21 protein-coding genes are annotated in these 22,385 nt (G+C 43.6%); 1 reads left to right on the top strand and 20 read right to left on the bottom strand.

The window, feature by feature from the left end:
- The first annotated feature begins 970 nt into the window (after window positions 1-970).
- Window positions 971-1,423 (top strand): VOC family protein, encoded by a 453-nt coding sequence (locus tag AC58PV_RS10290; RefSeq protein ID WP_497432156.1) that lies wholly within the window; start codon window positions 971-973, stop codon window positions 1,421-1,423.
- 72 nt (window positions 1,424-1,495) lie between these two features.
- Here the strand turns inward: AC58PV_RS10290 and AC58PV_RS10285 are convergent, their stop codons facing one another.
- The 20 genes from AC58PV_RS10285 to AC58PV_RS10190 form a co-directional block, all read right to left on the bottom strand.
- Window positions 1,496-2,503 carry a zinc-dependent alcohol dehydrogenase gene (locus AC58PV_RS10285; protein ID WP_497432155.1) on the bottom strand — a complete coding sequence of 336 codons (1,008 nt, stop codon included), beginning with the start codon at window positions 2,501-2,503 and terminating at the stop codon, window positions 1,496-1,498.
- Window positions 2,504-2,619: 116 nt separating this feature from the next.
- On the bottom strand, window positions 2,620-3,453 hold the full coding sequence (locus AC58PV_RS10280; protein ID WP_497432154.1) for an AraC family transcriptional regulator: 834 nt from the start codon (window positions 3,451-3,453) through the stop codon (window positions 2,620-2,622).
- Window positions 3,454-3,596: 143 nt separating this feature from the next.
- Window positions 3,597-4,415, bottom strand: coding sequence for a YheC/YheD family protein (locus AC58PV_RS10275; RefSeq protein WP_497432153.1), 819 nt, complete (start codon window positions 4,413-4,415; stop codon window positions 3,597-3,599).
- An 8-nt stretch (window positions 4,416-4,423) separates the two neighbouring features.
- On the bottom strand, window positions 4,424-5,455 hold the full coding sequence (locus AC58PV_RS10270) for a CapA family protein (protein ID WP_497432152.1): 1,032 nt from the start codon (window positions 5,453-5,455) through the stop codon (window positions 4,424-4,426).
- A 9-nt stretch (window positions 5,456-5,464) separates the two neighbouring features.
- Window positions 5,465-6,667: an MFS transporter gene (locus tag AC58PV_RS10265; protein WP_497432151.1), complete on the bottom strand. Its 1,203-nt coding sequence runs from the start codon at window positions 6,665-6,667 to the stop codon at window positions 5,465-5,467.
- Between the two features lie 61 nt (window positions 6,668-6,728).
- A complete protein-coding gene (locus AC58PV_RS10260) occupies window positions 6,729-7,304 on the bottom strand; it encodes a TetR/AcrR family transcriptional regulator (protein WP_497432150.1) in 576 nt (191 codons plus the stop codon).
- Window positions 7,305-7,437: 133 nt separating this feature from the next.
- Window positions 7,438-8,781, bottom strand: a complete 1,344-nt coding sequence (locus tag AC58PV_RS10255; RefSeq protein ID WP_497432149.1) for a sugar phosphate nucleotidyltransferase — start codon at window positions 8,779-8,781, stop codon at window positions 7,438-7,440.
- Between the two features lie 39 nt (window positions 8,782-8,820).
- Complete coding sequence (locus AC58PV_RS10250) at window positions 8,821-9,942, bottom strand: glycosyltransferase family 4 protein (protein ID WP_497432148.1); 1,122 nt, start codon at window positions 9,940-9,942, stop codon at window positions 8,821-8,823.
- Window positions 9,939-10,763 carry a DUF6492 family protein gene (locus AC58PV_RS10245; protein WP_497432147.1) on the bottom strand — a complete coding sequence of 275 codons (825 nt, stop codon included), beginning with the start codon at window positions 10,761-10,763 and terminating at the stop codon, window positions 9,939-9,941. The genes AC58PV_RS10250 and AC58PV_RS10245 overlap by 4 nt, the downstream gene beginning before the upstream one ends.
- A 131-nt stretch (window positions 10,764-10,894) precedes the next feature.
- A complete protein-coding gene (locus AC58PV_RS10240; RefSeq protein WP_497432146.1) occupies window positions 10,895-11,995 on the bottom strand; it encodes a toxic anion resistance protein in 1,101 nt (366 codons plus the stop codon).
- Between the two features lie 6 nt (window positions 11,996-12,001).
- Window positions 12,002-12,661, bottom strand: a complete 660-nt coding sequence (locus tag AC58PV_RS10235) for a hypothetical protein (protein ID WP_497432145.1) — start codon at window positions 12,659-12,661, stop codon at window positions 12,002-12,004.
- A gap of 144 nt (window positions 12,662-12,805) precedes the next feature.
- Complete coding sequence (locus AC58PV_RS10230) at window positions 12,806-13,690, bottom strand: carbohydrate ABC transporter permease (RefSeq protein WP_497432144.1); 885 nt, start codon at window positions 13,688-13,690, stop codon at window positions 12,806-12,808.
- A gap of 29 nt (window positions 13,691-13,719) precedes the next feature.
- Window positions 13,720-14,601, bottom strand: coding sequence for a carbohydrate ABC transporter permease (locus tag AC58PV_RS10225; protein ID WP_497432143.1), 882 nt, complete (start codon window positions 14,599-14,601; stop codon window positions 13,720-13,722).
- A 66-nt stretch (window positions 14,602-14,667) separates the two neighbouring features.
- Window positions 14,668-15,999 carry an ABC transporter substrate-binding protein gene (locus AC58PV_RS10220; protein ID WP_497432142.1) on the bottom strand — a complete coding sequence of 444 codons (1,332 nt, stop codon included), beginning with the start codon at window positions 15,997-15,999 and terminating at the stop codon, window positions 14,668-14,670.
- 139 nt (window positions 16,000-16,138) lie between these two features.
- Window positions 16,139-17,599, bottom strand: coding sequence for a response regulator transcription factor (locus AC58PV_RS10215; protein WP_497432141.1), 1,461 nt, complete (start codon window positions 17,597-17,599; stop codon window positions 16,139-16,141).
- Window positions 17,577-19,367: a cache domain-containing sensor histidine kinase gene (locus AC58PV_RS10210; protein ID WP_497432140.1), complete on the bottom strand. Its 1,791-nt coding sequence runs from the start codon at window positions 19,365-19,367 to the stop codon at window positions 17,577-17,579. Before AC58PV_RS10210 ends, AC58PV_RS10215 begins: the two co-directional genes overlap by 23 nt.
- A 247-nt stretch (window positions 19,368-19,614) precedes the next feature.
- Window positions 19,615-19,767: a hypothetical protein gene (locus AC58PV_RS10205; RefSeq protein ID WP_497432139.1), complete on the bottom strand. Its 153-nt coding sequence runs from the start codon at window positions 19,765-19,767 to the stop codon at window positions 19,615-19,617.
- Window positions 19,768-19,829: 62 nt separating this feature from the next.
- Window positions 19,830-20,441 carry a LysE/ArgO family amino acid transporter gene (locus AC58PV_RS10200; protein WP_497432138.1) on the bottom strand — a complete coding sequence of 204 codons (612 nt, stop codon included), beginning with the start codon at window positions 20,439-20,441 and terminating at the stop codon, window positions 19,830-19,832.
- Between the two features lie 50 nt (window positions 20,442-20,491).
- Window positions 20,492-21,391 carry an aminoglycoside phosphotransferase family protein gene (locus AC58PV_RS10195; RefSeq protein ID WP_497432137.1) on the bottom strand — a complete coding sequence of 300 codons (900 nt, stop codon included), beginning with the start codon at window positions 21,389-21,391 and terminating at the stop codon, window positions 20,492-20,494.
- Window positions 21,392-21,762: 371 nt separating this feature from the next.
- Window positions 21,763-22,377, bottom strand: a complete 615-nt coding sequence (locus AC58PV_RS10190; protein WP_497432136.1) for a DUF3221 domain-containing protein — start codon at window positions 22,375-22,377, stop codon at window positions 21,763-21,765.
- Window positions 22,378-22,385 lie beyond the last annotated feature (8 nt).

Genomic DNA, 22,385 nt, shown 5'->3' with positions numbered 1-22,385 from the left:
ACAAGGTTGTGTTGTCCTTGTTTCATTGGTACTATGACCCCCTCCGACTCCCTTCCTGCAACGCTCCACTTCACTTTTTAGCTTATAGGTTTGTTGTCTACGGTTTTTTTTCTCCCGTGCAGGGGAGGGTCTCCCTAGTTCCAGATACATCTCTATCTACATGCAGATCCCCATACACCGGAGAGTTCTTCTGTGTTGTGGTTTCCAAGGTCTCCACACATTCCATGGCCTTCGCCCTACAGCTCGGGGCTCGGCTCTCTCTTGTTCCCTTTCGGGTAATCTTGACGATGCGGCAGAATTCACGTGACGTTACAGCCTGTAGATTTGCTTCCCGTAAAAAAAAATTACGCTTTTCACAGAGCTTCAGCCATTGGATTTCGCCAATGTCTGTCTGCTAGCTACGGGGCGGCTTGGTCCTTACCCCGACCGAACTTTCATCGGTTAGATGTACCTAGCTTAGCTAGGCACGCAACTGTAGTTTATACATCTAATACCGAATCCACTGTGGGACAATCTCATGGTTTGGGATTCACCCCCCTTGTACATATCTTCCTCTAATATGACTTACTAATAGAATAACCAAGGGAAGTCCTACGATGAAAATAGAAAAAATGTAGGCAGTCCAGACGATGTTCGCGTAATCTAATATCCCAAAAGTTGAAATAACCATCATTGTCGCAATAATTGCGAGCAACGATGGAATGCAAATGGACAAGAGTAGCGGTTTGAGCAGCTTTTCCGGCTTAGCAATACATCATAATCATCATCGATTCCCCAAGAAACGAGGCATTCACTAATGATCCCTTCATAATCGGCATAGCACCTGAATCGTGGCAGTGCTTCTGAGGCGGAAACAAATGTTCTATAATTGCGAATAGAATGTCAGATGCTTGGAAGGAGATAGTAATTCTTGATAGAATATCTACAAGATGATCAGATACTCATTTTGTAGATATAAGGAGATCCAACTATGGATAAAAACAAAGTACTGCGCATGGATAATGTAGGCATCGTTGTAGAATCTCTTGATAACGCAATCTCTTTCTTCGAGGAGATTGGCTTGAAGCTCGAAGGGCGAGCTACTATTGAAGGTGAATGGGCTGGTCGCGTAACGGGGCTAGGCTCACAGAATGTAGAGATTGCTATGATGGTTACCCCAGATGGCCAAAGTCGAATTGAACTCTCGCGATTTCTTAACCCTCCTACAATTTCAGATCACCGAACGGCTCCTGTAAATTCCCTCGGTTATCTACGCATTATGTTCGCTGTTTCGGACATTGACGAATTGGTAGCCAGACTCATGAAGCGTGGTGCTCAGCTCGTTGGCGAAGTGGTTCAGTATGAGAACTCGTACAGGCTCTGCTACATTCGTGGAGATGAAGGCATTTTAGTCGGTTTAGCGGAACAAATTAGCAAAAAATAAGAGAACATATCATGAAAACAACCGCCTCTTCAAAGAGGCGGTTCTTCTCCTCGATATAGGTTACACTCACCCTCAGCTTTCTTTCCCAAGCCTAGTCCAATCAAAAAGAACACCCATCGCCGAACTTCGATTGTGAACCAGTAAATCGTATGCCTGCGGAGCATCCAGTGGAGAGAAGCGGTGAGTGATTAAAGGCTTGACATCCATTCTTCCTTGCATGAGATAAGTTAGGAACAAATCCGCCATTTCCGGATGCTGCCATCCTTTATAATCCATTAGTGCATGTATGCCTTGGATGGAGACGGAGTTGGACACGACATTGCGCCCCATCCCCTGGATGGATGGCGTTGCCGTATCTCCCAATAAAATAACGCGCCCCAGCGGTTTAACTAGTTGAGTAGCTTGTGCTAGTACAGCTGGATGCCCCGTAATATCGAAGACAACATCTAGCATCTTGCCTTTCGTCCCCTCTGTAATTTGCGCTTTGGCTGTACCTGCGTCCATCGCAAGTTTGTGAATGCCTGGCCGATCTTGTACAAGCTGAACGCGGCTCTCCGCTGGATCCATGGCATAGATTTCTTTGGCACCGGACAGATACATATATTGTGTCACCAGTTGGCCAAGCAATCCAAGACCTATCACGCCAACCGTTTCCCCCAGAAACAGCTCCGCTCTTCTCGCGCCAAGCTGTGTTGTTTTGGACAAATTAATCCATGCGCCTTGTTCAGAACTAATCTCATTTGGCAGAAGTACAGCACGAGATGCATCCGCTTTGAAGAATTGCGTGTGAGCGTTTTCAACAAAGACACGATCTCCTCTCTGAAGATGCTGTACACTCGCCCCTACTTCTATCACTTCTGCCACCATGGAATAGCCGGGATGAAACGGATATTGCACCCAGCTTGACCAATTGGTGTCCGGATCAAAGACACCTCTTAGGCACTGAAGTTCTGTTCCTGTGCTAATCAACGAGGTGATCGATGCACACAGTATTTCTGTCTCACTGAGAGTAGCATCAAAAGATTGCTTAATGACCTCCACTTTTTGCTTTTCAGTAAAAACAACGCTGACTGTTTCCATTACCATTACCTCCTTAGATGGGAACTTTATCCCTTGAGATAAGTGTAGAGCGGTACGCCTTTGGAAAACAGAGCAATAATTTGCTGAAATTTAACACTTATACAGGTTCAACCTATTTAATGCATTCTATTAAATAGCTCTTTGTATTGTCGAGGGGAAATACCTGAGTATTTTTTGAAAAGTCTCGTAAAGGTTTGAATGTCGTTAAAATTCAACATTTCGCTGATTTCCGTAATCGTCATTTCTCGCATTTCGAGCAGTGACTTGGCTTTTGCAATTTTAATTTCCCGGTGAAGAAGAATTGGGGATTTGCCGAAGATGGCTTTGAAATGATTGCTGACATAGGTTGGATTCATGTGCAGTTCGGCAGCCAATTCGGCAAGTGTAAATGACGCTTCCGGTTGATTTACAATTTTCAGCAAGATGGATAAGAAATTGTGAGAAGGCTGACTCTCGATGGCTGGCCTGACGCTTCCCAAGGCATTATCCAACAGTAAATATAGTAATTCCAGCGACTTTGCCTTTTGTAAAATGACATTAGGCAAATAACCTACCCTGGACATGGATAGCATGAGTTCATCAAAAACATCCTCAAATTTGATATGATTTTTTAGTGAGTATATGTAGGGGATCTGAAGAAATGGTAGAACATCGACCACATGATGAATGGTATACGTAAAGTGCCACCATAAGAATTCCGTTTCCTCATCACTATCTTTATATTGATCATGCTTAAGATGAGGCGGGATAAAAATAACCGTTCCCGGCTTCAGATGGTAGACTTTGTCCTCCACTTTTAACTTGGCAGAACCTTTTCTTATATAGGTCATCATGTAAAATTGTTCCAGAGTACGATTGCGATAGTTCATCTCCACTCGGTTATGGCTATCAAATGTGAGAATGTTCAAATCGGCTATTTCTAATAGAGCGGAGATCACATCTGCTTGCACCTGAGCACTTCCTTCTTTCAGACTTTATTGTATAAGCATACCTTACACTCTCTAGATAAATAAACTCTAAAATTAAATAGCAGCAGCCAAGGATCGAAAGTCTCCTGGCTGCACGCTTGACACTGTATTTGGGAACTGGTTTTTTATCTTCTACTTAATTTTGTAAATTTTTCGTAACGTATGATTTTGCGAAACATCCGCTTATCGGAAAGGGCATTAAAAATGTATTTATCAGGCTGTGTATTCACCTCTATGATCCAAGGCTTCATCTCTTTATCAAGGCCAATATCAACCCCATACGACATAAATTTCAGAAAAACTCCACTCATGTGTTTACTGATCTTAATACCTAGTTCCTTTAGCGATTCCATATAGGAAACCTGCTCCTCTTTCGTCATAAAAGGGGCAAGTAACTTACCGGCCGGCATCGGTCTTCCCCCGCTATGATAATTGGTCACGATCTTATTAGGCAAAGCTAATCGTCCCACGATTCCAGTTACCTCCCAATTACGTTGCCGGTTTCTCTGTACCATAATTCGCAGATCGAACGGAAGTCCCTTATAGCGGAGTAAAGGGATGCCCTTCTGCACCAAGTAGACTTTCTTCCTTTTTGCTTTCTGGAAAGCAGCATACGTTCCCTTAAAGGTCGTGAACGAACGAAGCCGCGTGCCGTTCTCCAACCGATATTGGGCATCTGTACGAGACATTTTAAATATGCCATGCCCTCCAGTGCCATTACTCGGTTTTAGATAGACGACGTGATATTTTTCCAGCATCCCTTCCACGTTTGCTTTGGTTGCAAGGGCTGTTGGTGGCAGATGAAGAGCTAGTTCCTCGTTCGTTAATAATACTTTATATTTGCCTAACTTATTATTCCAGTACACCACACCTTCACCCCAATGAGCAGAATCCATACCTTCTAGTAGTATGAAAAACAGCGATTGATTGTTTGGACTCCACAACGTTATTCTTAACCTGGCACTACCCGAAATACTTTTCTCTTACCAACGTTTTGCAAAATGCGGGTTGGCACATTGGATATCTTCGTCACATCCGTTATGCCATTTTCATCTTTCGATACGGTTAACATCAAGATTGTTCCTCGCAGTCTAGCTCTATGCTTGGGAAGTTCAGTGGATACAAAATTTCCTAGAGAAGACGCTGCTATACGATTTCTAATGAGTCCGTCGATGTCCTTCGCTTTAAACATTCTTATCGGATGCAGGACATGGGGATGCGCTCCCAGTACGACGTTCACACCATGATTGAACAATACCTGCATGAGTTGAATTTGGCTGCGGTCGGGATAGGTACGAAATTCTTTTCCGAAATGTAGGCAGGCGATAATAAAATCTGTTCTACTTTTCAAGCTGCGTACGTCCGCTATTATTTTTTTCTGATAGAGCCGATTGACTAACCACGGCTCCGGGACTGGAATCCCGTTCGTTCCTTTCGTATAAGCCAATATACCAATATTTATTCCTTTTACGTTAACAATCAGTTTCTCGCTAGCTTCACTGGCAGAGCGATACGTACCCGTATGTCGCAGACCTTGCTGATCAAGGACATTTAACGTCCGCACCAAACCGGATCGTTTCCCATCCATACAATGGTTATTAGCTGTACCTACAACATCGAAACCCAAATCTCGCAGCGTAGCAGCGAATTTGTCTGGGGAATTGAACAACAATTTTCCTGACTCACCGCGGAAATTTTTGCCAGAGAAGGTCGTCTCTAGATTACCTATTGTTAAATCGGCTCCCCGAAGATAAGGTTTTACTTTTGAAAAAATAGGGGCAAATCCACCTTCCCGTGCCGCCGCGGCTATCATCTCCTTTTTCATCAATAAATCTCCGACTGCTGCAATTGTAATTTCCATCCATTCTGTCACTCCTTTCATGGTTACACCATATGCGATGTAACAACGTAATGCTTGTGAGTTGGGCATGCTCGGAACGGCCAAAAGAAAAAAGCCCAAGCCTACATCGGCTTGAGCTTTCATATTTTAACTCTACATCCCTTGCTTCCTTTCTGTCGTATAATAAATCATCGCAATCGTCGGTAAAGCTATACCAATCAATATTGCTGCTTTCCAGCCACCCATGGCGTATGCCCATCCGCCTGTCGCTGAACCAATAGCTCCACCAGCAAAGAAAATAGCCATGAATATACCGTTCAACCTGCTTCGAAACTCAGCTCCTAATGAGAAAATAGCACGCTGCCCAAGGACCAAATTTGCTGAAACTCCCATGTCTAAAAGAATAGCTGCAACTACAAGTGATGCTAATGCGAGTGTCGAACCGTTTTGGAATATGAGGGGCAGTAATTGAGAAACAATCACTATCGCTACGGCTAATCCTGTAGCAGAACGACTCAAACCTCTGTCCGCATGACGGCCTGCCACAGGTGCAACTGCCGCGCCAGATACCCCAACCAATGCAAACAACGCAACTTCTTTTTGTGAAAAATGAAAAGCCGAACTAGTCAATAACAAAGGAACAGTTGTCCAGAACAAACTAAAAGTACCAAACAAACAGGCATGATAGATCGCCCTTCGGCGCAAGATCGGAGTCGTTTTAAATAAATGTAACATTGAAACTAGAAGTTTTGGGTATTGTACGTTTGTCAGCGGCTGCCTTGCAGGAAGTGCCTTTGCTAATACTAAAGCTAGAACAAAGATCGTTGCACCAGATAAAATAAATACGGTGCGCCACCCCATAAACTCTGTCACTATGCTTGAAATGGGACGTGCAAGCATAATACCCAGTAATAATCCGCTCATGACATTCCCCACATTACGGCCACGGGTGGCATCAGGCGACAGATGAGCCGCATACGGGACTAATACCTGTGCCGCGACGGATCCCAGCCCAATAAACAATGAAACTGTAAGAAACAGAGCAGCACTTTTTACAACTGCAGCCATCATCAAAACAAATGCGGTGAAGAGCAATAACGAAACAACAAGTTTTCGGTTTTCAAATATATCTCCTAAGGGTACGATGAATAACAACCCGATACCGTAACCAATTTGAGTCAGTGTGACGATTAGGCCAGCTGCACCAGTAGATATTCCAAGTGCTGAACTAATTGGTCCTACTAACGGCTGCGCATAATAGAGATTTGCGGCAATTACCCCGCAAGCCACAGCCAAAATGAGTATGATCCACGCCGAAACAGGATTATTATTTTTCTGATTTTCAATTGAACTCATAGTAGTACTCCTTCAGATTTTTTCGGGAACGATCGTTCCAATAATGTTAAAAAAAATATGATTATATCATCTCAATAACGGTGTCGATCATGCTATACATGAGTTCTTTGTCGTTTTTCACCTTGGATACTACAGTAATACTATGATTAAGGTTAAGTAATAGGTGTGCTAGTACCTTGATATCTTTCTTGGGGTCAATTTCTCCCGTCTGCTGTCCTTTACTTAATAGCTCAAAAAAAGCCTGCTCCAATCCCTCAAAACCGTCCAGGATTAATTTATGAAGTTGTTCATCCAGTGATTCCAAACCAATCGTTGCGTTTGTAATTAAGCATCCTTTTGGCGTATTTTCATCAAATGCAGAAGCAATATGAAGGTCAAAATACTGGCGAATTCCAACTTTCGCAGAAGGCGCATGAATTAAGAGATTTCGTTTGCTTTGTCTGAATTTCTTGTATTGGTCTATTGCCTCCATAAATAGCGTTTGTTTATCCACGAAAGTTTCGTATAAACTTGATCTGCTTAATCCCATCGTTGCCAACAAATCAGGTATACTTGTTGCATCATAACCTTTTTCCCAAAATACTAACATCGCCTTATGGAGTACTTGCTCCTTGTCAAACTCTTTAACACGTCCCATGTTTATCTCCCCTTCTCAGTAGGATCAGTATACTATTTCAGGAACGATTAGTCCAGTATTCTCAATTCTCCTAGGTTTAACAAACAAAAACGCCAACCTGAGTCACATCAGAATGGCGTTTTTGTATTCTCCGCTACCATATTTCTGCAAACCGGATACGATCTTCCTCTGACAGATCTTTCCCAACTATGACTTCCATAAATTCTAGATGCGTAATCGCTTTGATCCCATGCTTCATTTCGGCTGGAATTCGAATCACATCTCCTGCTGTTAGTTTATATAGTTTGTCCTCGATTAGAACTTCCCCCATGCCTGAAAGAATCGTTATACTTTCATGCCGATTCTCATGGAGGTGATAACTGGTCATCTTCCCAGGATGGAGTTGCACAATTTTCATCATGCCTTCATTCCCCTGCTCGTCTATCTTCCAACATCTCACGATATGATAGGAACCCCATCTTTTCTCCCCATACATGGGAAATGGGCTGATTTGTGAAAGGCTTTCTTTAATCTGATGGGCTTTCTCCTTATGTGAAATCAGAATACCATCCGGGCTTGCGGCGACAATGAGATCTGATGCACCAATGACTACTATGGGAATAGGAAGTTCATTTATAAGATGCGTATCTACGGAATCATCCGAGATTCTTCCTGTGCCAATTACACGCTGTTCGCAATGAGGGGCTAGTGCCTTCCATGTGCCAACATCCTGCCATAAGCCTTCGTACCGCACAACAACAGCATGATGATTAAGCTCAACTACTTCACGATCGAAGCTTTTATTAGCCAGATGTTCATAAGAAGTCAGCCAGGTGTCGACATGTAGCGGCTCCGCTTTACTCTTCAGGTAATTCAGCATAAATGCTAGTGGAAAAGCGAATACACCGCAGTTCCATAGGGCATGTTGATGTATTAATTGAAGCGCTGCATGCTCATTGGGCTTTTCGATAAAGTGATGGATACATGCAAATTCTTCGTTTTCTTCAGGAAGTACGGGAACGATATAGCCGAATTGATCAGAGGGTGTTGTCGGATTCGTTCCGAGAAGTGCAAGATCAGCTTTGGACCGTGTCAGAATCTCGGGAAAGTGATGAAGCAACTGGAAAAATGAAGAATCGGCATAAGTGTCCACTGGGAGGATACATATCGTTTCGTTTGAATCAACTAGCATTCGCTCGTGCAAATAGGTGATAGCTAAAGCGATAGCTGCATACGTTCCACGTTTATAGGGTTCACTTATGATCGGGATGTGTTCGCCAACATACATACGAGTGATCTCTACTTGACTATGATGCGTAACGATAATGGTGGATTGAAGTAATCCTACCTCATCCAATTGTCTGCATATTCGTTCAATCATCGATTCTCGAACACCGTTATGCGATTTCAAAAGCTTCAGAAACACCTTGGAGCGAATCTCATTGGATAAAGGCCATAGCCTTTTACCTGATCCCCCACACAAAAGTACAATACGCAAGCCAAGTCCTCCTTTCCTGGGAGACATCACCCTTATGCATTACTGTGATTTCTTCGTTCTAATGCTTTTTTCAACCACATACTTCATCAACATCCCTGCACGTGACCATGTTAAACGAAGAACATCTAATCTTCCTCGTCTGCCTTTGCGCTTACATAATGTGGGATTCTCGTAAGCTTTCCTCATGTTCATTCGTAGACTATGATGATCGGGTTCTGCCCACAGTTGTCCTTTCTCGGCAAACAAATAGCTGAATGAGCGGGAAATGGCATGGGAACTATTCATACTTATGGACGGATTCTTGAGGTGATAGGGAACGAGAAAAGAGTTATTGTGTGTTAGAAAATCCATATGTCCACCCCAAGCAGTCGTGATGACGGGGATGCCGCTGGCCAACGCTTCTAGGAAAGGGAGCCCTACTCCCTCGCCGCGCGTTGGAAGAACGAAAGCATCTCCAAGGGTGTATAGCCCTCTCATTTGCCTTGTACTTAATCGTTTGCCAATAATGACAAGGGGTGCTGTATCCTTGTTTATTCCCAATCTTTTTTTGTATTGCCAGATTTGACTTTGAATCCAACTTTCAGTCTCATAAGACTCATAGCCATTTGTTTTAATCACAAGGATAACGTTATCTTTGGAGGAAAACTCTTCCCAGTAAGCGCGCAGCAAGCCTTCTGGGTTCTTACGATGTTGAAAGCCAAATACCGACACGAATGTGAATTTACCCGCAGCACGCGGAAGTACGAACTTCTGATTATTGGGATGAAATACCTTCGTATCTACACCATGCGGTACAATGTAGATCGGCACGGTTACCCCGCTATTCAACAGCGCCCGCTTATTATGATGTGTGGGTACACAGATGGCATCAAATTTGTTCATATGTGACAGCCACTCACTCGGCGTTCTACTTGTTTCCCAAACCGTATTTAGAATAATGGCATCATAGGCATTGCGTTCGCTATGCCATTGCATATGGCTCGGAACATCGTGATAAATAAGCACTCTTTTGCCGATGGAAGGTTGCTTACCCATTCGCAAATGGCCAAGTCTTACATCAACGCCTTTCCTCCTCAGAGAAGCCGCATAGGTTCTACTCGCATGGCCAAGACCACTCGCTTTGTGTATAGGTCCCTTCCAGACAACAACGTAGGACTTCAAGGTCTCACCAACCTAGCCGCTTTCACATATCCCTTGCGTTTATGCAAGGAAATGGATCGGTACCTTTTGGCCAAGGAAGACATTCTAGAGGATGTGATTTGGGTATTGTTCAGATGCAAGCTCTTATTCAAAGCAGGCTTCAATATCATCTTATGTGCGGATGACGCATACAGAAAATTCCCATACGTTTCGAATTCTGAGAAAGCAAACTGTTTCGATCTATTCATGCTTTTCATAATGGCGGCATACCAGGAGCTCTTATGCTTGGACTCAATGGTTTGTTTCAACTGCTTGACTTTAGACCTCTCGAATAGCATGTAATGGGTCACGAAAGACAAGCGAGCAGATCGATGTTTACCCATCAATTTTCTGTACGTATTGAAATATTCGCCTTGACTCCAATTCCGACAATAGAAAACGGTCTTATCGCCAACTTTGAAAACATGAGGTCGTATGAGCACGGTATCCGCATCAATAACCATATAATATTGGGATGTACAGAGGGTATCTCCATTCAATTTAAGCAATTGTTGATATAGCCATCCTGTCCGATCCCACGTTTTGGATTGATAATGGATGTCCTTTTTCGTAATAGGGAGAACCGTATCTTCATGAACGAAACGACATCCCTTTCTCTCACATAGATCGAGAATTCTTTGTTTCCACGGCGCTACGATGATGATTTCACCAATGGGATGCTTCACATATTTCCTGACCGCGTCAATGACAAGGGGCAGAGTCCCCAAGTCCTTCTCAATCGCTGGGATTAGCACATCAATTTGAGGTGTCTTAACCTTTTCCTCTTGAATTTGCATGAACATTTACTCATCTCCATTTATTCAAACATATGAAATATCATATGTCAGGAGATAGAAATGGCATGGGTTAAACGGTATGAGAAAAGCACAAAAAAGCCGCCAAGATGAGACCTTGGCAGCTACATTCATTTCATTTATTCTAATAGCCCGCCAAACTCAGCGGCTTTTATTTCTGCAGTCGTTTTATTCCCAGGTGTTAAACCAAGCTTCTGCGTCATTTGCTGACTGATGTTACCTAGTCGTTGCGTATGTTCTGTTGCAGATTGGATGATTGTCCGATTCGACTGTTCAAATAAATCCAAGGCGGCGAATAGGTCCGTCATGCCTCGCTCAATCGAATCCATTTGCAGGCCAGGTTTCCCAAGCAAGTCGTTCGTACGTTGTGTGGTTTCTTTCAACAATCGCGAGTTTTCCTCGAACATTTTATTCAACGTTGAGTTCGCGGAATTCACCGCTTCAATCGTTTGAACTTGATCTTCAATCGCCATCGAGATCATCGCTGAAACCGTTAATAGATTCTGCGTTTTATCAATCGTCGCATCTACAGCATCAATTAGTTTATCATTATTATCGTTAATGATATCTGTTCCCGCAATCGCTTGTTGATACAGAATAACCATCTCTTGAAAGGACTGGATCCGCGTCACGACTTTACGAAGTCCTCTCTCTAAATGTGTTTTACGGTGTTCATTCTCCGGTTTAGCGATTTCAACTTCAAAGAGTTGCTTCAAATTCTCCCCCATCGCAATTCGCATTTGCAAATTATAGACGGATTCAATTGAATTTTTCTTCAGCGTCTTCATATACGCCATATTCTCTTCCAGCGTTTCTTTCCCATTACGAAGGGATTGGACAATGGCATTTACATTTGTTTTGACAGATTGATACTTATAAATATAGTTCTTAAGCGGTGTCTTCTTCATCATTTTCTCAAAGAACCCAAGCTGCTTGCTCTTGCTTAACGAATCAATCTCGCCGCGCAGCTTCAGAATGTTGTTTTGGACCTCTGAGCGCTTGCCTGACATCAATTCATTCACTGGACGTTCTAGCATCGCTAGGGATTGTCCTGCTTGTTCCATCGTTTTGGAACCCATGCGTCCAATCGAGTCCATTAAGGTTTCTAATTCCATCGTATCCGTCGACGAAACTTTCTCAAGTAATTGTTTGGCTTCTTGCTCTACTTTCTGCAAATCGGTTGATTTCAATTGCACCAATTGGGTTGACAAGTTTACCATGCCTCCTTAGTCTGTTGAACGATAACGCTGTTGAATTAATTCCATCCGAGTCTGCAACTCAATTAAGTCTTTTTGCTCGATTGTTTCTACATAGTCCGTGAGCTTGGAGTTAATATCCTTAATGCCTGTAAGAAGAAGACGACGATTCAACCGCTTGGCTTCCCCACCTAACTTCAGAAAGGGATTAATGGCCCCATTGAGATCCTTAAAAATTAATCGTTGTATGTTATGATTCATATTTGCATCATTTAGCTCTTTCAATTGAGGAATTAATCGACCCACACGTGAGAGTAAGCTAAGTGTCTTCTCTACGATTTCATCATCTAATGTATTCTTCTGGCCTTCCGAGATCATCGTTTCTTCAATGACATGGATGTACTCGGCTACAGGTCCCCAGAAAGGATCACTTTCCGCTTGACCTTCATTATCACTAGTCACCACGGTCGTCGGAGCAGGCGTCCTATTGTCTGTAGGTTCATTTATTGTTACAGGAGTTGTTGCTCCCTTAATCGCTTTAGCAGAACGACGCAAAACAAGTATGGTTCCAAATGTCAGTGAGGCCGGCACTAATAAATTAACAGCTTCTGGCAAGAAATTTGACGTAATGAGACTGACGACATAACCTGCAATGGATACGCCTGCGGCGACTTTGAATTGCTTTTGCATACACGTTCACACCCCTGTTTCATCGTGTTACCCATTAAAATCATATCTCCCTTAGCGAATGATGTCAATTTATAAAGGGGCAAAAAGCCAGATAAACGCGTCCCACGTCTACTGGCTTTTACTATTTTCATGAGTTATATACGATTATCCCTTCACAGCTGTATTCGATATTCCTTGAATAATGAACTTCTGCCCTAGCATGAAAACGATAATCATCGGTAGAATTGCCGCACTCGCAGCGGCCATCATTCCGTTGTAATCCACATTAAATTCCATAATGAAATTCTGCAATCCTAACGGGATTGTATATAATTTGCGATCTGTCAGAAATACAAGCGCATTCTCGTAATCGTTCCAATGCCACGAGAAATCAATGATAGCTAATGTAGCCATGGCAGGCTTCGCTAAAGGAAGCATTAGTTGAAGAAAAATACGATAATGACCAGCGCCATCCATAAATGCTGATTCCGAGATTTCGGATGGAATTCGGATGAAGAATTGTCTCATCAGAAACACTCCGAAAATCGAGATCATCCCAGGCAGAATGAGTGCCCAAAGCGTATTATAGATGCCCACCCATTCAAACATAATGAATTTGGGGACGAACAACACTTGCGGCGGAATCATCATCATCGACAAGTAGATCAGAAACAAAGTATCTCTGCCTTTGAATGTAATTCTAGCGAAGCTATACGCTGCTAATGACGAAAGTAAAGTTGCACCAATTGTACACACAACGGCTACTTTGATTGAATTCATATAATATGTCGCAAAGCCCATACTGCCTGTCCAAACCCGGATATGATGTTCCATATTAAAATGGGACGGAATCCAGCGGATCGGATATTCGAATACTTCAGCCGGCGATTTAAAAGACGTACTGATCATCCATATGAATGGCATAATCATAGCCAGACCGAGGATAAACATGATAAGTGTCGTTCCTGCTTTTGCAAGAGTTGCTAGTGGCAATCGCTTCTTGGTTCGAACTTTTGCACCTGCCCTAATGTCTGATTGCACAGTAGCCATTGAGGTTACCTCCTATTCCATTGTTCGCCTTAATAGTGAACCCATTTCTTTTGCCCAAACCACTGGACGAATGTAATTGCTGCGATAATTAAGAATAAAACCCAAGAAATCGTAGAAGCGTAGCCCATTTCATAATAGCCGAACGCATTTTTGTAGACGAATAGAGATAGAATTGTCGTGCTATTCCCAGGACCACCTTGTGTAATCGCTTGGATCAAGCCAAAGGATTTAATCGTCATAATTAATCCGGTTATGAGCAGTAAGAACGTCGTCGGACTGACGATCGGGAAAATGATAGATTTGATTTTGACCCAACCACTCGCGCCATCGACTTTAGCAGCTTCAAGCAGCTCAGGCGAAATTTCTTGTAAAGCTGCCAAATAAATAATCATATTATAGCCGAGCATGAACCAGATCCAGATGATATCAATGGCCATCATGGACGTTTCCGTTGTAGAAAGCCAGCCAGGTGGATTGGATATGCCTATCGCTCTTAACAGTTGGTTGATCGGGCCTTCCGAAGGTTGAAAGAGCAACATCCATACGAAAGCGACAGCCACACCACTTGTAATGTAAGGTAGAAAATACATGGCTCGCAGCAGTCCTTTGGCAAACACATGCTTATTCAATACAAGGGCTACAAGAAACGCTAGGATGATGGAAATAGGTACCGACAGTAGGTACAATCCCGTATTCCGGAGCGAAACATAGAACAAGTCATCATGGAGAAGACGCTTGAAGTTATCGATCCCCACGAAATGATAATTGGGATTGGCAAATTGGTAATTCGTGAATATGAGGCCGAAAGAGAATATCGCCGGTACGATAAAAAAGAGAAGAACGCCCAGCATGTTTGGTGCAATAAATAAGTAGCCGGTAAGACTTTGTCTGGCCATCCAGTTTGTCTTCACATCCGATAACCTCCCTTAGTATGCATACAGGGGAACCAGCCGAAGCCACTCCCCCTGCTTTTCTAATTATTTGGTTGTTTTCAAATATTCCGTATGGCGTTTAACCATTGTAGCTAACGTCGTTGCGGTATCTTGCTTGCCTAAGAAAAACTTCTCATATTCTTCTCTTCGTAGGTCCATAACTTGTTGAGGAAGGTTACGTGTAAACGTAGGCGTCTTATTCTCGAACAGTACAAATTTCAAAGAAGGAATATCATACGTACTCTCGTTCTCACCAAGCAGGAGCTTCAATGCATCCTCAACATTCGCATCCTTGGAAGCAGGAATCCGTCCTCCGGAAGCAAGTGGGAGCAATCCGCCGTCTGCATACCACTTCAAGAACTTCCAAGCGGCATCTTTATTCGTCGACTTCGCATTGATCGAAACGAGATCTCCTAATCCGCCGCGGCCAATCGCATTTTGCTCATTGCTGTCTAGTCTCGGCACTGGCGCGAAAGCGATTTTGAATGTCCTTGGGTTATCTTTCAGGTTATTGGAATTCCGGAATATCCAGGAACCCGCATTCAGCATGGCGCTCTCGCCTTTAAGAAACATCGTTTCGACAGGCATCTTAGTCGTCAACTGTTCGCCAAGCATTGGCGTGCTCTTGTCCTTCATCATGGCATTCAACGTATCTAACCATGTGCCGACCAATGGATTATCAAGATTTGAACTGCCATCTTTTTTCGTATATCCATCGTGAGTCAATGCAGAATCTAACGAATCTGGGAACGATTCTAAATGCTGAACAAGTCCAAATCGCTTATCCGCCTTCAACTTCGTCGCATAGTCCTGCATCTCTTTCCATGACCAGGACGTCGGCACTTTGAGCCCAGCCTGATCGAGCATCTCTTTGTTAAACCAGACGAAGAAGGTGCTCTTCACGGTTGGAATACCGTAATATTTACCATTAACTTGCCAATCCTTCGCCGTCGATCCCATCTTCTGTTCAATGTTATAATCGGAATAACTGCTCATATCCAACGCAACACCAGCATCTACACGCTTCTTCAAGGCCGTGCCTGAATAGTTCACGAATAAATCAACACTTTGACCTGTAAGTAGTGCTGTATCTAATTTCAGGTTCCCTGCATCATCATTGACATAACGTTCGTACTCCACTTGAATGTCGGGGTTCTTTGCATTCCAATTGTCGACTACCGCTTGAGGACCAGATTCTGGCGGAACGCCTCCCCACATTTTCAGTTTAACGATCTTGCCAGGAGCTGCTGCTGTAGTACTAGGGCTACTCGTGCTGGCGCTGCTGGAGGCTGAGTCACCCGATGTATTCCCGCATGCTGTAAGACCTAAAGTAAGAGCTAGTGCACCAAGCATCATTGTGTTCTTTCTCTTTGTCATTTCCATTGACCTCCTGCAATTGATTTCTTACAGTTCCTACTTTATCACCCATTCCGAATGTGAATAAGAAACAGAATCCATGAATTCATAGAACAAAAGTCACATTGTTAAATACATACATGCATCCATGCAAAATGGGTTATGTTCGGTTCCTGAAGCTTGCAGGCGTTCCGCCTGTGAAACGTTTGAAAATTTTAATGAAATAATTATCATTCGCAAATCCAACGCGTTCACCTATTTCGCTAATCGTCCGATCCGTCTCACGAAGCAATCTCTGGGCATGTTCAATTCGAATCCCATGCAAATATTGAATGATGCTGACTCCCAGCTTCTTCTTAAATAAACCGCTAACGTATTTGTCATCCATACAAACTAACTTTGCCAGTGTATCTAAAGTAATTTCTTCCGCGTACTGCTCGTGTAAATAAGTAATGATCTTGTTGATCTCGGGATGATCCGATTTCGGAATGCGCGAAGCGCTCAAATGTTTGAAATGTGCTTCCAAGCGAGCTATGAACGCCGATTTAAGGTGCACATGGTCCGTTGCAAGCAGCACCTCTTCGTCTGACGTGGTAAGTTGAGATATTCTCGCACACAAATGCACAATGCGCGCGGCAGCTTGTTTCACTTGCCGTTGCGGCGCATGCTTGGCTTCGAATTTCTCCCACAGTTCATTGACAGCTCCAAGAACGGCCTCCCATCTTAACTGCTCCAGATTGTGCCAGATTTCATGCTCCAAGCCCCACGTATCTCCAGTTTCCTGCAGAGTTGAACCTAGGGCAGTGCATAGTTTGGCACTGAAAGTGGGCGTGTACCACTCCCTATTGAGTGACACTAGGACGCTCTGCCATGCTTCCATAAGCTTTGCAGATGGAGTTAAATCTGTATAGACGAGGCTATAGGGTAAAGGTAGTTCTGTATTCATGCTGAAATGTGTAGAAGCTGGCAGCCACATGAAGAAATAGCTAACACCTTCGATGGTTATCGAATGCCAGACCGCAATGGATGCCACATCGTCTTCCAGCAGGTTAAGTATCATGAAATCATCTAATGCGTATGCTTGACGACCGTGTTGTATTGCGATGATGCTGAAGTCACGCCCATGAACTCCTGGAACCTCAAACTCGATTCCGTTTGCATCCAAGGGTGGGACTCCTCCCACCATGACCTTCCACAGCTTGCGCAACACGGATTGAGCTTCTCGAATGTCGGTATTTCTACGCTCGATCAGCTCCTTCTCTACCTTGCTCATCGTCTCTGCTAATGTTGGTTGATCCATGTACAGTTTCAACATGTAGCTCGTCGCTCCGAACTCCAGCGCTTGCTGAACGTTGTCGAAGTCACTCATCACCGTCAACATGACGAAACGGCAGGAGAACCCTTCCTTCCGCGCTTGCTTTAACAAATCCACGCCGTTCATCAACGGCATCACAATATCCGAGATTACAACGTCAGGTTGGCATTCTCGAATTTTATGCATGGCCTCGATGCCATTGCCTGCTTCCCCAATGATGGTGAAGCCCATTTCCTTCCACGGCATCGTTTCTTTCATTTTTCTTCGAACGAAAACCTCATCCTCAACGAGTAGTACCGTCCACATGGTGATCATTTCCTTTCTGATAGGGGGTGGACATTAGCAGTGGAAGCTGAATCCGAACCGTACATCCGTGTGGTACTGGAACGAAAGTCAGACTGGCTTCTTTTCTGAAAAGAAGGGCTAAACGCTCTCGCAAGTTTTGTAAAGCGATACCATGGGAATCCTCTTTGGACAGTCCTTCGCTATAGGCAAGTCCGACACCATTATCGACCACCTCTAGGATAAGTTGAGCGTCTACCGTGTACACATGGATCGAAATATGTCCGTTCTCTTGTATCTGTGAGATGCCATGATAGATGGCATTTTCAACAATGGGTTGCAGGCTGAGTTTAGGAACAAGTGCGTATTTCAACTCATCAGCAACCACATAGTCAACTTGAAATTGCTGATCATATCGGAATTGTTGGATATAGACATAGCCACGAACAAGCTCTAATTCTTGTTCCAGATGGATCAGATCCACATCGAGCTTAAGACCCGCCTCCGTCAATCTGCCAAGGGACACACAAATCTTCGGGATCGCGGAGTCCCCTTTATCCAAGGCCAGCCAGCGTATGGTGTTCAACGTATTCAACAAGAAGTGAGGGTTCATCTGCGAAAGCAGCATTTGGAAGCGACTTGCTTCCTTCTGGCGCTCCTCTACTTTTAATCGCTGCACGAGGCCGTTCATATCAACAATCATCTGATTAAATGCTTGTACAATCGGCTGGATATCCCCGCCATATTTCTGATCAGGAAGACGTACTTTCAGCTCTTTACGAACGACATCTTGCATTTTATTCTGAATGAGTTGAAGTGGGCGCGTAACCGCAGATGCGATGAGAAACGTCATAATGATGAAGGCAATAGTGAATAAAATTAGCGTCCCCATATACGCGTTCTGAATCGCTCGAAGCTCAGCAAAGAGCACGTTAGAAGGAACTGTTTTGATCAAATATGCTTGGAAAGATGGTACAACGGTATAGTTAATAAACGTACTCCCATGTGTGAAGAAACCGCTGTTGGAACTGTCTGATAACAACCGATTAATAATGGGTGCTTCCAATGACATCGTTGCCTTTCCTGTGTTAGCATGCACGATCTCATTTCCATGTTGATCTATTAAATAATATTGCTCGGAAGTTGCACTTCCATTAGTCGCAGATTTAAACCAGCTTTCATAGTCCACCGCGATATGGATGATCGCTCGAATGGTGCTGTCTGCATCCCTGAGAGGCGTAGAAATCGCTACAAGCTGCGGACTTTTGTTAACATCGAACAACACTTCATTACTTTCCAATTGCCATTTGTAAGGTGCAGAGGCTGTTAACGCAGTTTGAAACCATGGCTTTGCCTGTATCACGTCATAATTCAAACGCTGCGCTGGTGGGAAAGAGGTATACACATTACCAAGTAAATCAACAATTGTATAGAAAACCGGCGGGCTGGAAATGAACAGACTGTTCGTTACCGAGCGGAAACGTTCTTCAATTTTGCGTTGATTTATTATTTGATCAGCGACTTCCGGTTGCTTTAATACCGAAATGACGGAAGAATCTTGCTCGAACATCGTAATCGTTTTAAATGTCGTAGCTAACAGACTTTCAAGTGATTCATTCATTTTGTTCATTTGGAGAAGGCTTTGCTCACTCGTTTTTTGTTGTAAATTGAGCTTCACCTTCTGGAAATTATAAATATCCAAAACGGAAAAAGGCAGTAGAATGAGCACAATAAATGCCAGAAATAGGCGATATTTTAAAGTTAAGGATGAAAACCAATGGAATAGCGGCATGTAAATATCCCTCGCTTCAGCGGTCTGTGTCAAATATTTTCTTAGTCTATCACAAAGGGCTTTGGAATGAGAACAAACGGGAGGAAGCCCCTTTCATTCTAAGAACTTCTCTTCAACCCTTCAAGGATCAAAATCCCCTATTTCATAGAACGATTTCTTGATTTTGCCCCCTCACATACATAAAAACTGCCCGCAAATAGATAATTCTATTTGTCGGACAGCTCTAGTTGATCTGCGATCACATCACTTATTTAATTTGACGTTCATATAAATGGGCGCTCCACCCGTTGCCATCGTACCTTCCTTGACGAGTGAAACCGAGGTTCAGATAATAGTCATTCAGTGTTGGGTTATCTGCCATACAGTCTAAACGCAGCCACCCTTTGCCCTGGCTCTTCATATAATATGCCGCCCAAGCTAGAAACCTGCTTCCGTAACTATAATCGGAACATTCTTTGGAAATCAAGCCATTAATTGTTTCAATAAAAATATGGCCGTCACCCACATGATCAAAGCCGAAACTTTATTGAGAACCCTCATCAATGTGTTCGATTTATCTAACTTCCCAACCTGTCTCCCCACCACGGCAAGAGCCAAAAACCATATCCATGAGACCAGTATGCAGGCAATAGCAAATGCCCATTTTTCTCTGCCAACATAGTGGATTGAACTGGTCCCAATCACGCCAATCGTATCCAATATAGCATGAGGGTTTAAAAGTGACACCGATGCCGCAAATGCAATCTGCTTCTTAGGTGATAATGCTATCTCATCCGATGATGTGGCAGCAGGCTTACTTGTCCAAGTAACAACCCCCATATACATGAGGAAAAGTATCCCTAATATGAAAAGTACAAACTTAATAGCTGGAATCGTTACAATAACGACGGAAACGCCTAGAATAGCCAAAGTAATAAGTGCCGTATCACATAAGGATGCTGTTAGAACGACAGGCAATGCCTTACTTAACCGTGATTGCGTTACACCTTGATTAAAAACAAATACATTTTGAACACCTAACGGTAAGATCAGACCTGCTGATAAAAGAATTCCTTGGAAGATGGCCGAAAGCATGATGTATTTCTCCTATCTACAAATCATCGTAAATCTAAATCACTCTAGTTTCAAAATTTCACATATTCATTGAGAACCTCATCAATTGTTCGACGGGATATTGCCGCCAATCCAGGATTCTTGTCTATGTAATAAGCATACGCAATTAATCCGAAGGAAAGCGCCCATCCGCGTCCCCGAATCCATGTTGCCTCATCAACTGTCAACAAGGAGCGAAATTCCTCTCGACTCTCCTTCGTGAGAAAAGTCCATGCCGCCATGAGGTCACATGCTGGATCCCCCACACCTAACGTACCGAAATCGATCACGGCACTTAATCTTCCCTGTTCAATTAGAAGATTCCCTGGATGTAAGTCCCCATGGATCCAAACGCCTTGTTCTTGCCATTGCGGAGCTTGAAGCGCCAAATTCCATTGTGCCAAAGCAACGTCAGGGTCGATGATCCCATTTAAGCTCGTGATGGCATCTCGAACTGCACCATCTCTCATGGCTAGGGGTTCACCTCTGCCGGAATTATGAGCACCAGGCGCAGGGCCACCTGTAGCATCAATTGCCTGCATGGCATTGATGAATTGTGCAAGTGCGATCGCTGCCTGCTTGTAGTTGTCTAGTTGCCCAACTGTCGCATTCTCACCTTCCAGCCAACTATACACAGACCAGAACCACGGGTAGTCTTCCGTAGGGACGCCTTTGGCTAAAGGGACTGGCAGCGATATCGGGATCATCGGAGCTAGCAACGGCAGCCAACGCTGTTCTTTCTCCACTTGACAAATAGCCCATTCTGCACGCGGCAACCGAACCACCATCTCATCGCCAAGACGATAGATCGCATTGTCTGTTCCAGCTGAATCCACAGGCCGAATCGGAAGCTCTGCCCATTGCGGAAATTGTGAAGCGACCAGTTGTTGCACGCATTGCAAGTCAATTGCTATCTCTTTCGATTGGCTCATTCGAACACTTCCTTTGGAGTCATTCTAACCAGTCCAAGCTAACCTCTAGCGGCGGTTCCTGCTACAACGCCAATTCCAACCTTACCACTAGCGCCAGTTCCTGCTGCAACACCATTTCTGGCCTGGCTACTCTACTTTGAGCAAATAGATGGAAAATATGTAGCTAATTGTACAGAATTCTGCGATTTATTAGGAATAACTGTAAAAAGTACAGCTATTTTCAATCCAAACGGCCGAAATCAACTTGTGTGAGTGAATTAGATGTATTTTTTCCATCTATTCTCAAAATTCCACCCAAAATCGGCAAAATAAATGGAGTTTTTCCAGCTAATCAATTTCTACTCCCATACCCACTCAACTACGCCTGCAACTTATCGATCTATCACAATTTTAGTCACAAACTTCTCCGGACCGAATTCATAACCAGCCCACCAGATTTTCACCTGCTGTCCAACGATGATATCCGAGAACTGTGCTGGCTCGCTTCCCTTCCTTAGTTGTGTAAAAGGCAGTATTCTCTGCTTCGCACCATCGATAGCAATGAACCGCTCGACATTAACACCTTCTCCAGTTGTTAATATGCTAGTGACCTTACCACTTGCATCACCAGCACCGTTGTCCTGTGTTACGATTTCAAAACGAAAACCTGCAGCTTGACCAGGGTAACTCGTTAGCATCATACCATCCGTCCATACTTTAACTGTAGACCCAATCTGAACTTCATTCAATTGCAACTTTTTCCCATTAAACTTAATGGCCGCATTGTCTGAAATGCTATACCAATCTGCATCAGGCATTTTCTTATCTTGCCCGATGAATGTATCGTTTGAAACGACCAGGATACCACCCTGATCATTAATCGCCGTGATTTTCCCGTAGACTTCGACTTGCTTTTTTGCTACTTTTTGAGTGCCGCAACCCGTAATCAATATGCTTACAAGAATCGAACATAGAACCATCGCAAAGTAATTTCGCTTTGTCCACATGAACCACC

The sequence above is a fragment of the Paenibacillus sp. J22FR83 genome (assembly GCF_059691955.1).
Note: the sequence above shows the minus strand (reverse complement) of the source record. Positions and strands in the feature narration are given on the sequence as shown.

What these genes read in the sequence shown, in the direction of transcription:
- AC58PV_RS10290 (WP_497432156.1), top strand. Translation starts at nt 971, where the DNA reads ATGGATAAAAACAAAGTACTGCGCATGGATAATGTAGGCATCGTTGTA.
- AC58PV_RS10285 (WP_497432155.1), bottom strand. Translation starts at nt 2,503, where the DNA reads ATGGAAACAGTCAGCGTTGTTTTTACTGAAAAGCAAAAAGTGGAGGTC.
- AC58PV_RS10270 (WP_497432152.1), bottom strand. Translation starts at nt 5,455, where the DNA reads ATGAAAGCTCAAGCCGATGTAGGCTTGGGCTTTTTTCTTTTGGCCGTT.
- AC58PV_RS10265 (WP_497432151.1), bottom strand. Translation starts at nt 6,667, where the DNA reads ATGAGTTCAATTGAAAATCAGAAAAATAATAATCCTGTTTCGGCGTGG.
- AC58PV_RS10260 (WP_497432150.1), bottom strand. Translation starts at nt 7,304, where the DNA reads ATGGGACGTGTTAAAGAGTTTGACAAGGAGCAAGTACTCCATAAGGCG.
- AC58PV_RS10245 (WP_497432147.1), bottom strand. Translation starts at nt 10,763, where the DNA reads ATGTTCATGCAAATTCAAGAGGAAAAGGTTAAGACACCTCAAATTGAT.
- AC58PV_RS10240 (WP_497432146.1), bottom strand. Translation starts at nt 11,995, where the DNA reads ATGGTAAACTTGTCAACCCAATTGGTGCAATTGAAATCAACCGATTTG.
- AC58PV_RS10235 (WP_497432145.1), bottom strand. Translation starts at nt 12,661, where the DNA reads ATGCAAAAGCAATTCAAAGTCGCCGCAGGCGTATCCATTGCAGGTTAT.
- AC58PV_RS10230 (WP_497432144.1), bottom strand. Translation starts at nt 13,690, where the DNA reads ATGGCTACTGTGCAATCAGACATTAGGGCAGGTGCAAAAGTTCGAACC.
- AC58PV_RS10220 (WP_497432142.1), bottom strand. Translation starts at nt 15,999, where the DNA reads ATGACAAAGAGAAAGAACACAATGATGCTTGGTGCACTAGCTCTTACT.
- AC58PV_RS10215 (WP_497432141.1), bottom strand. Translation starts at nt 17,599, where the DNA reads ATGTGGACGGTACTACTCGTTGAGGATGAGGTTTTCGTTCGAAGAAAA.
- AC58PV_RS10210 (WP_497432140.1), bottom strand. Translation starts at nt 19,367, where the DNA reads ATGCCGCTATTCCATTGGTTTTCATCCTTAACTTTAAAATATCGCCTA.
- AC58PV_RS10205 (WP_497432139.1), bottom strand. Translation starts at nt 19,767, where the DNA reads ATGAAGAGCCAGGGCAAAGGGTGGCTGCGTTTAGACTGTATGGCAGAT.
- AC58PV_RS10200 (WP_497432138.1), bottom strand. Translation starts at nt 20,441, where the DNA reads ATGCTTTCGGCCATCTTCCAAGGAATTCTTTTATCAGCAGGTCTGATC.
- AC58PV_RS10195 (WP_497432137.1), bottom strand. Translation starts at nt 21,391, where the DNA reads ATGAGCCAATCGAAAGAGATAGCAATTGACTTGCAATGCGTGCAACAA.
- AC58PV_RS10190 (WP_497432136.1), bottom strand. Translation starts at nt 22,377, where the DNA reads ATGTGGACAAAGCGAAATTACTTTGCGATGGTTCTATGTTCGATTCTT.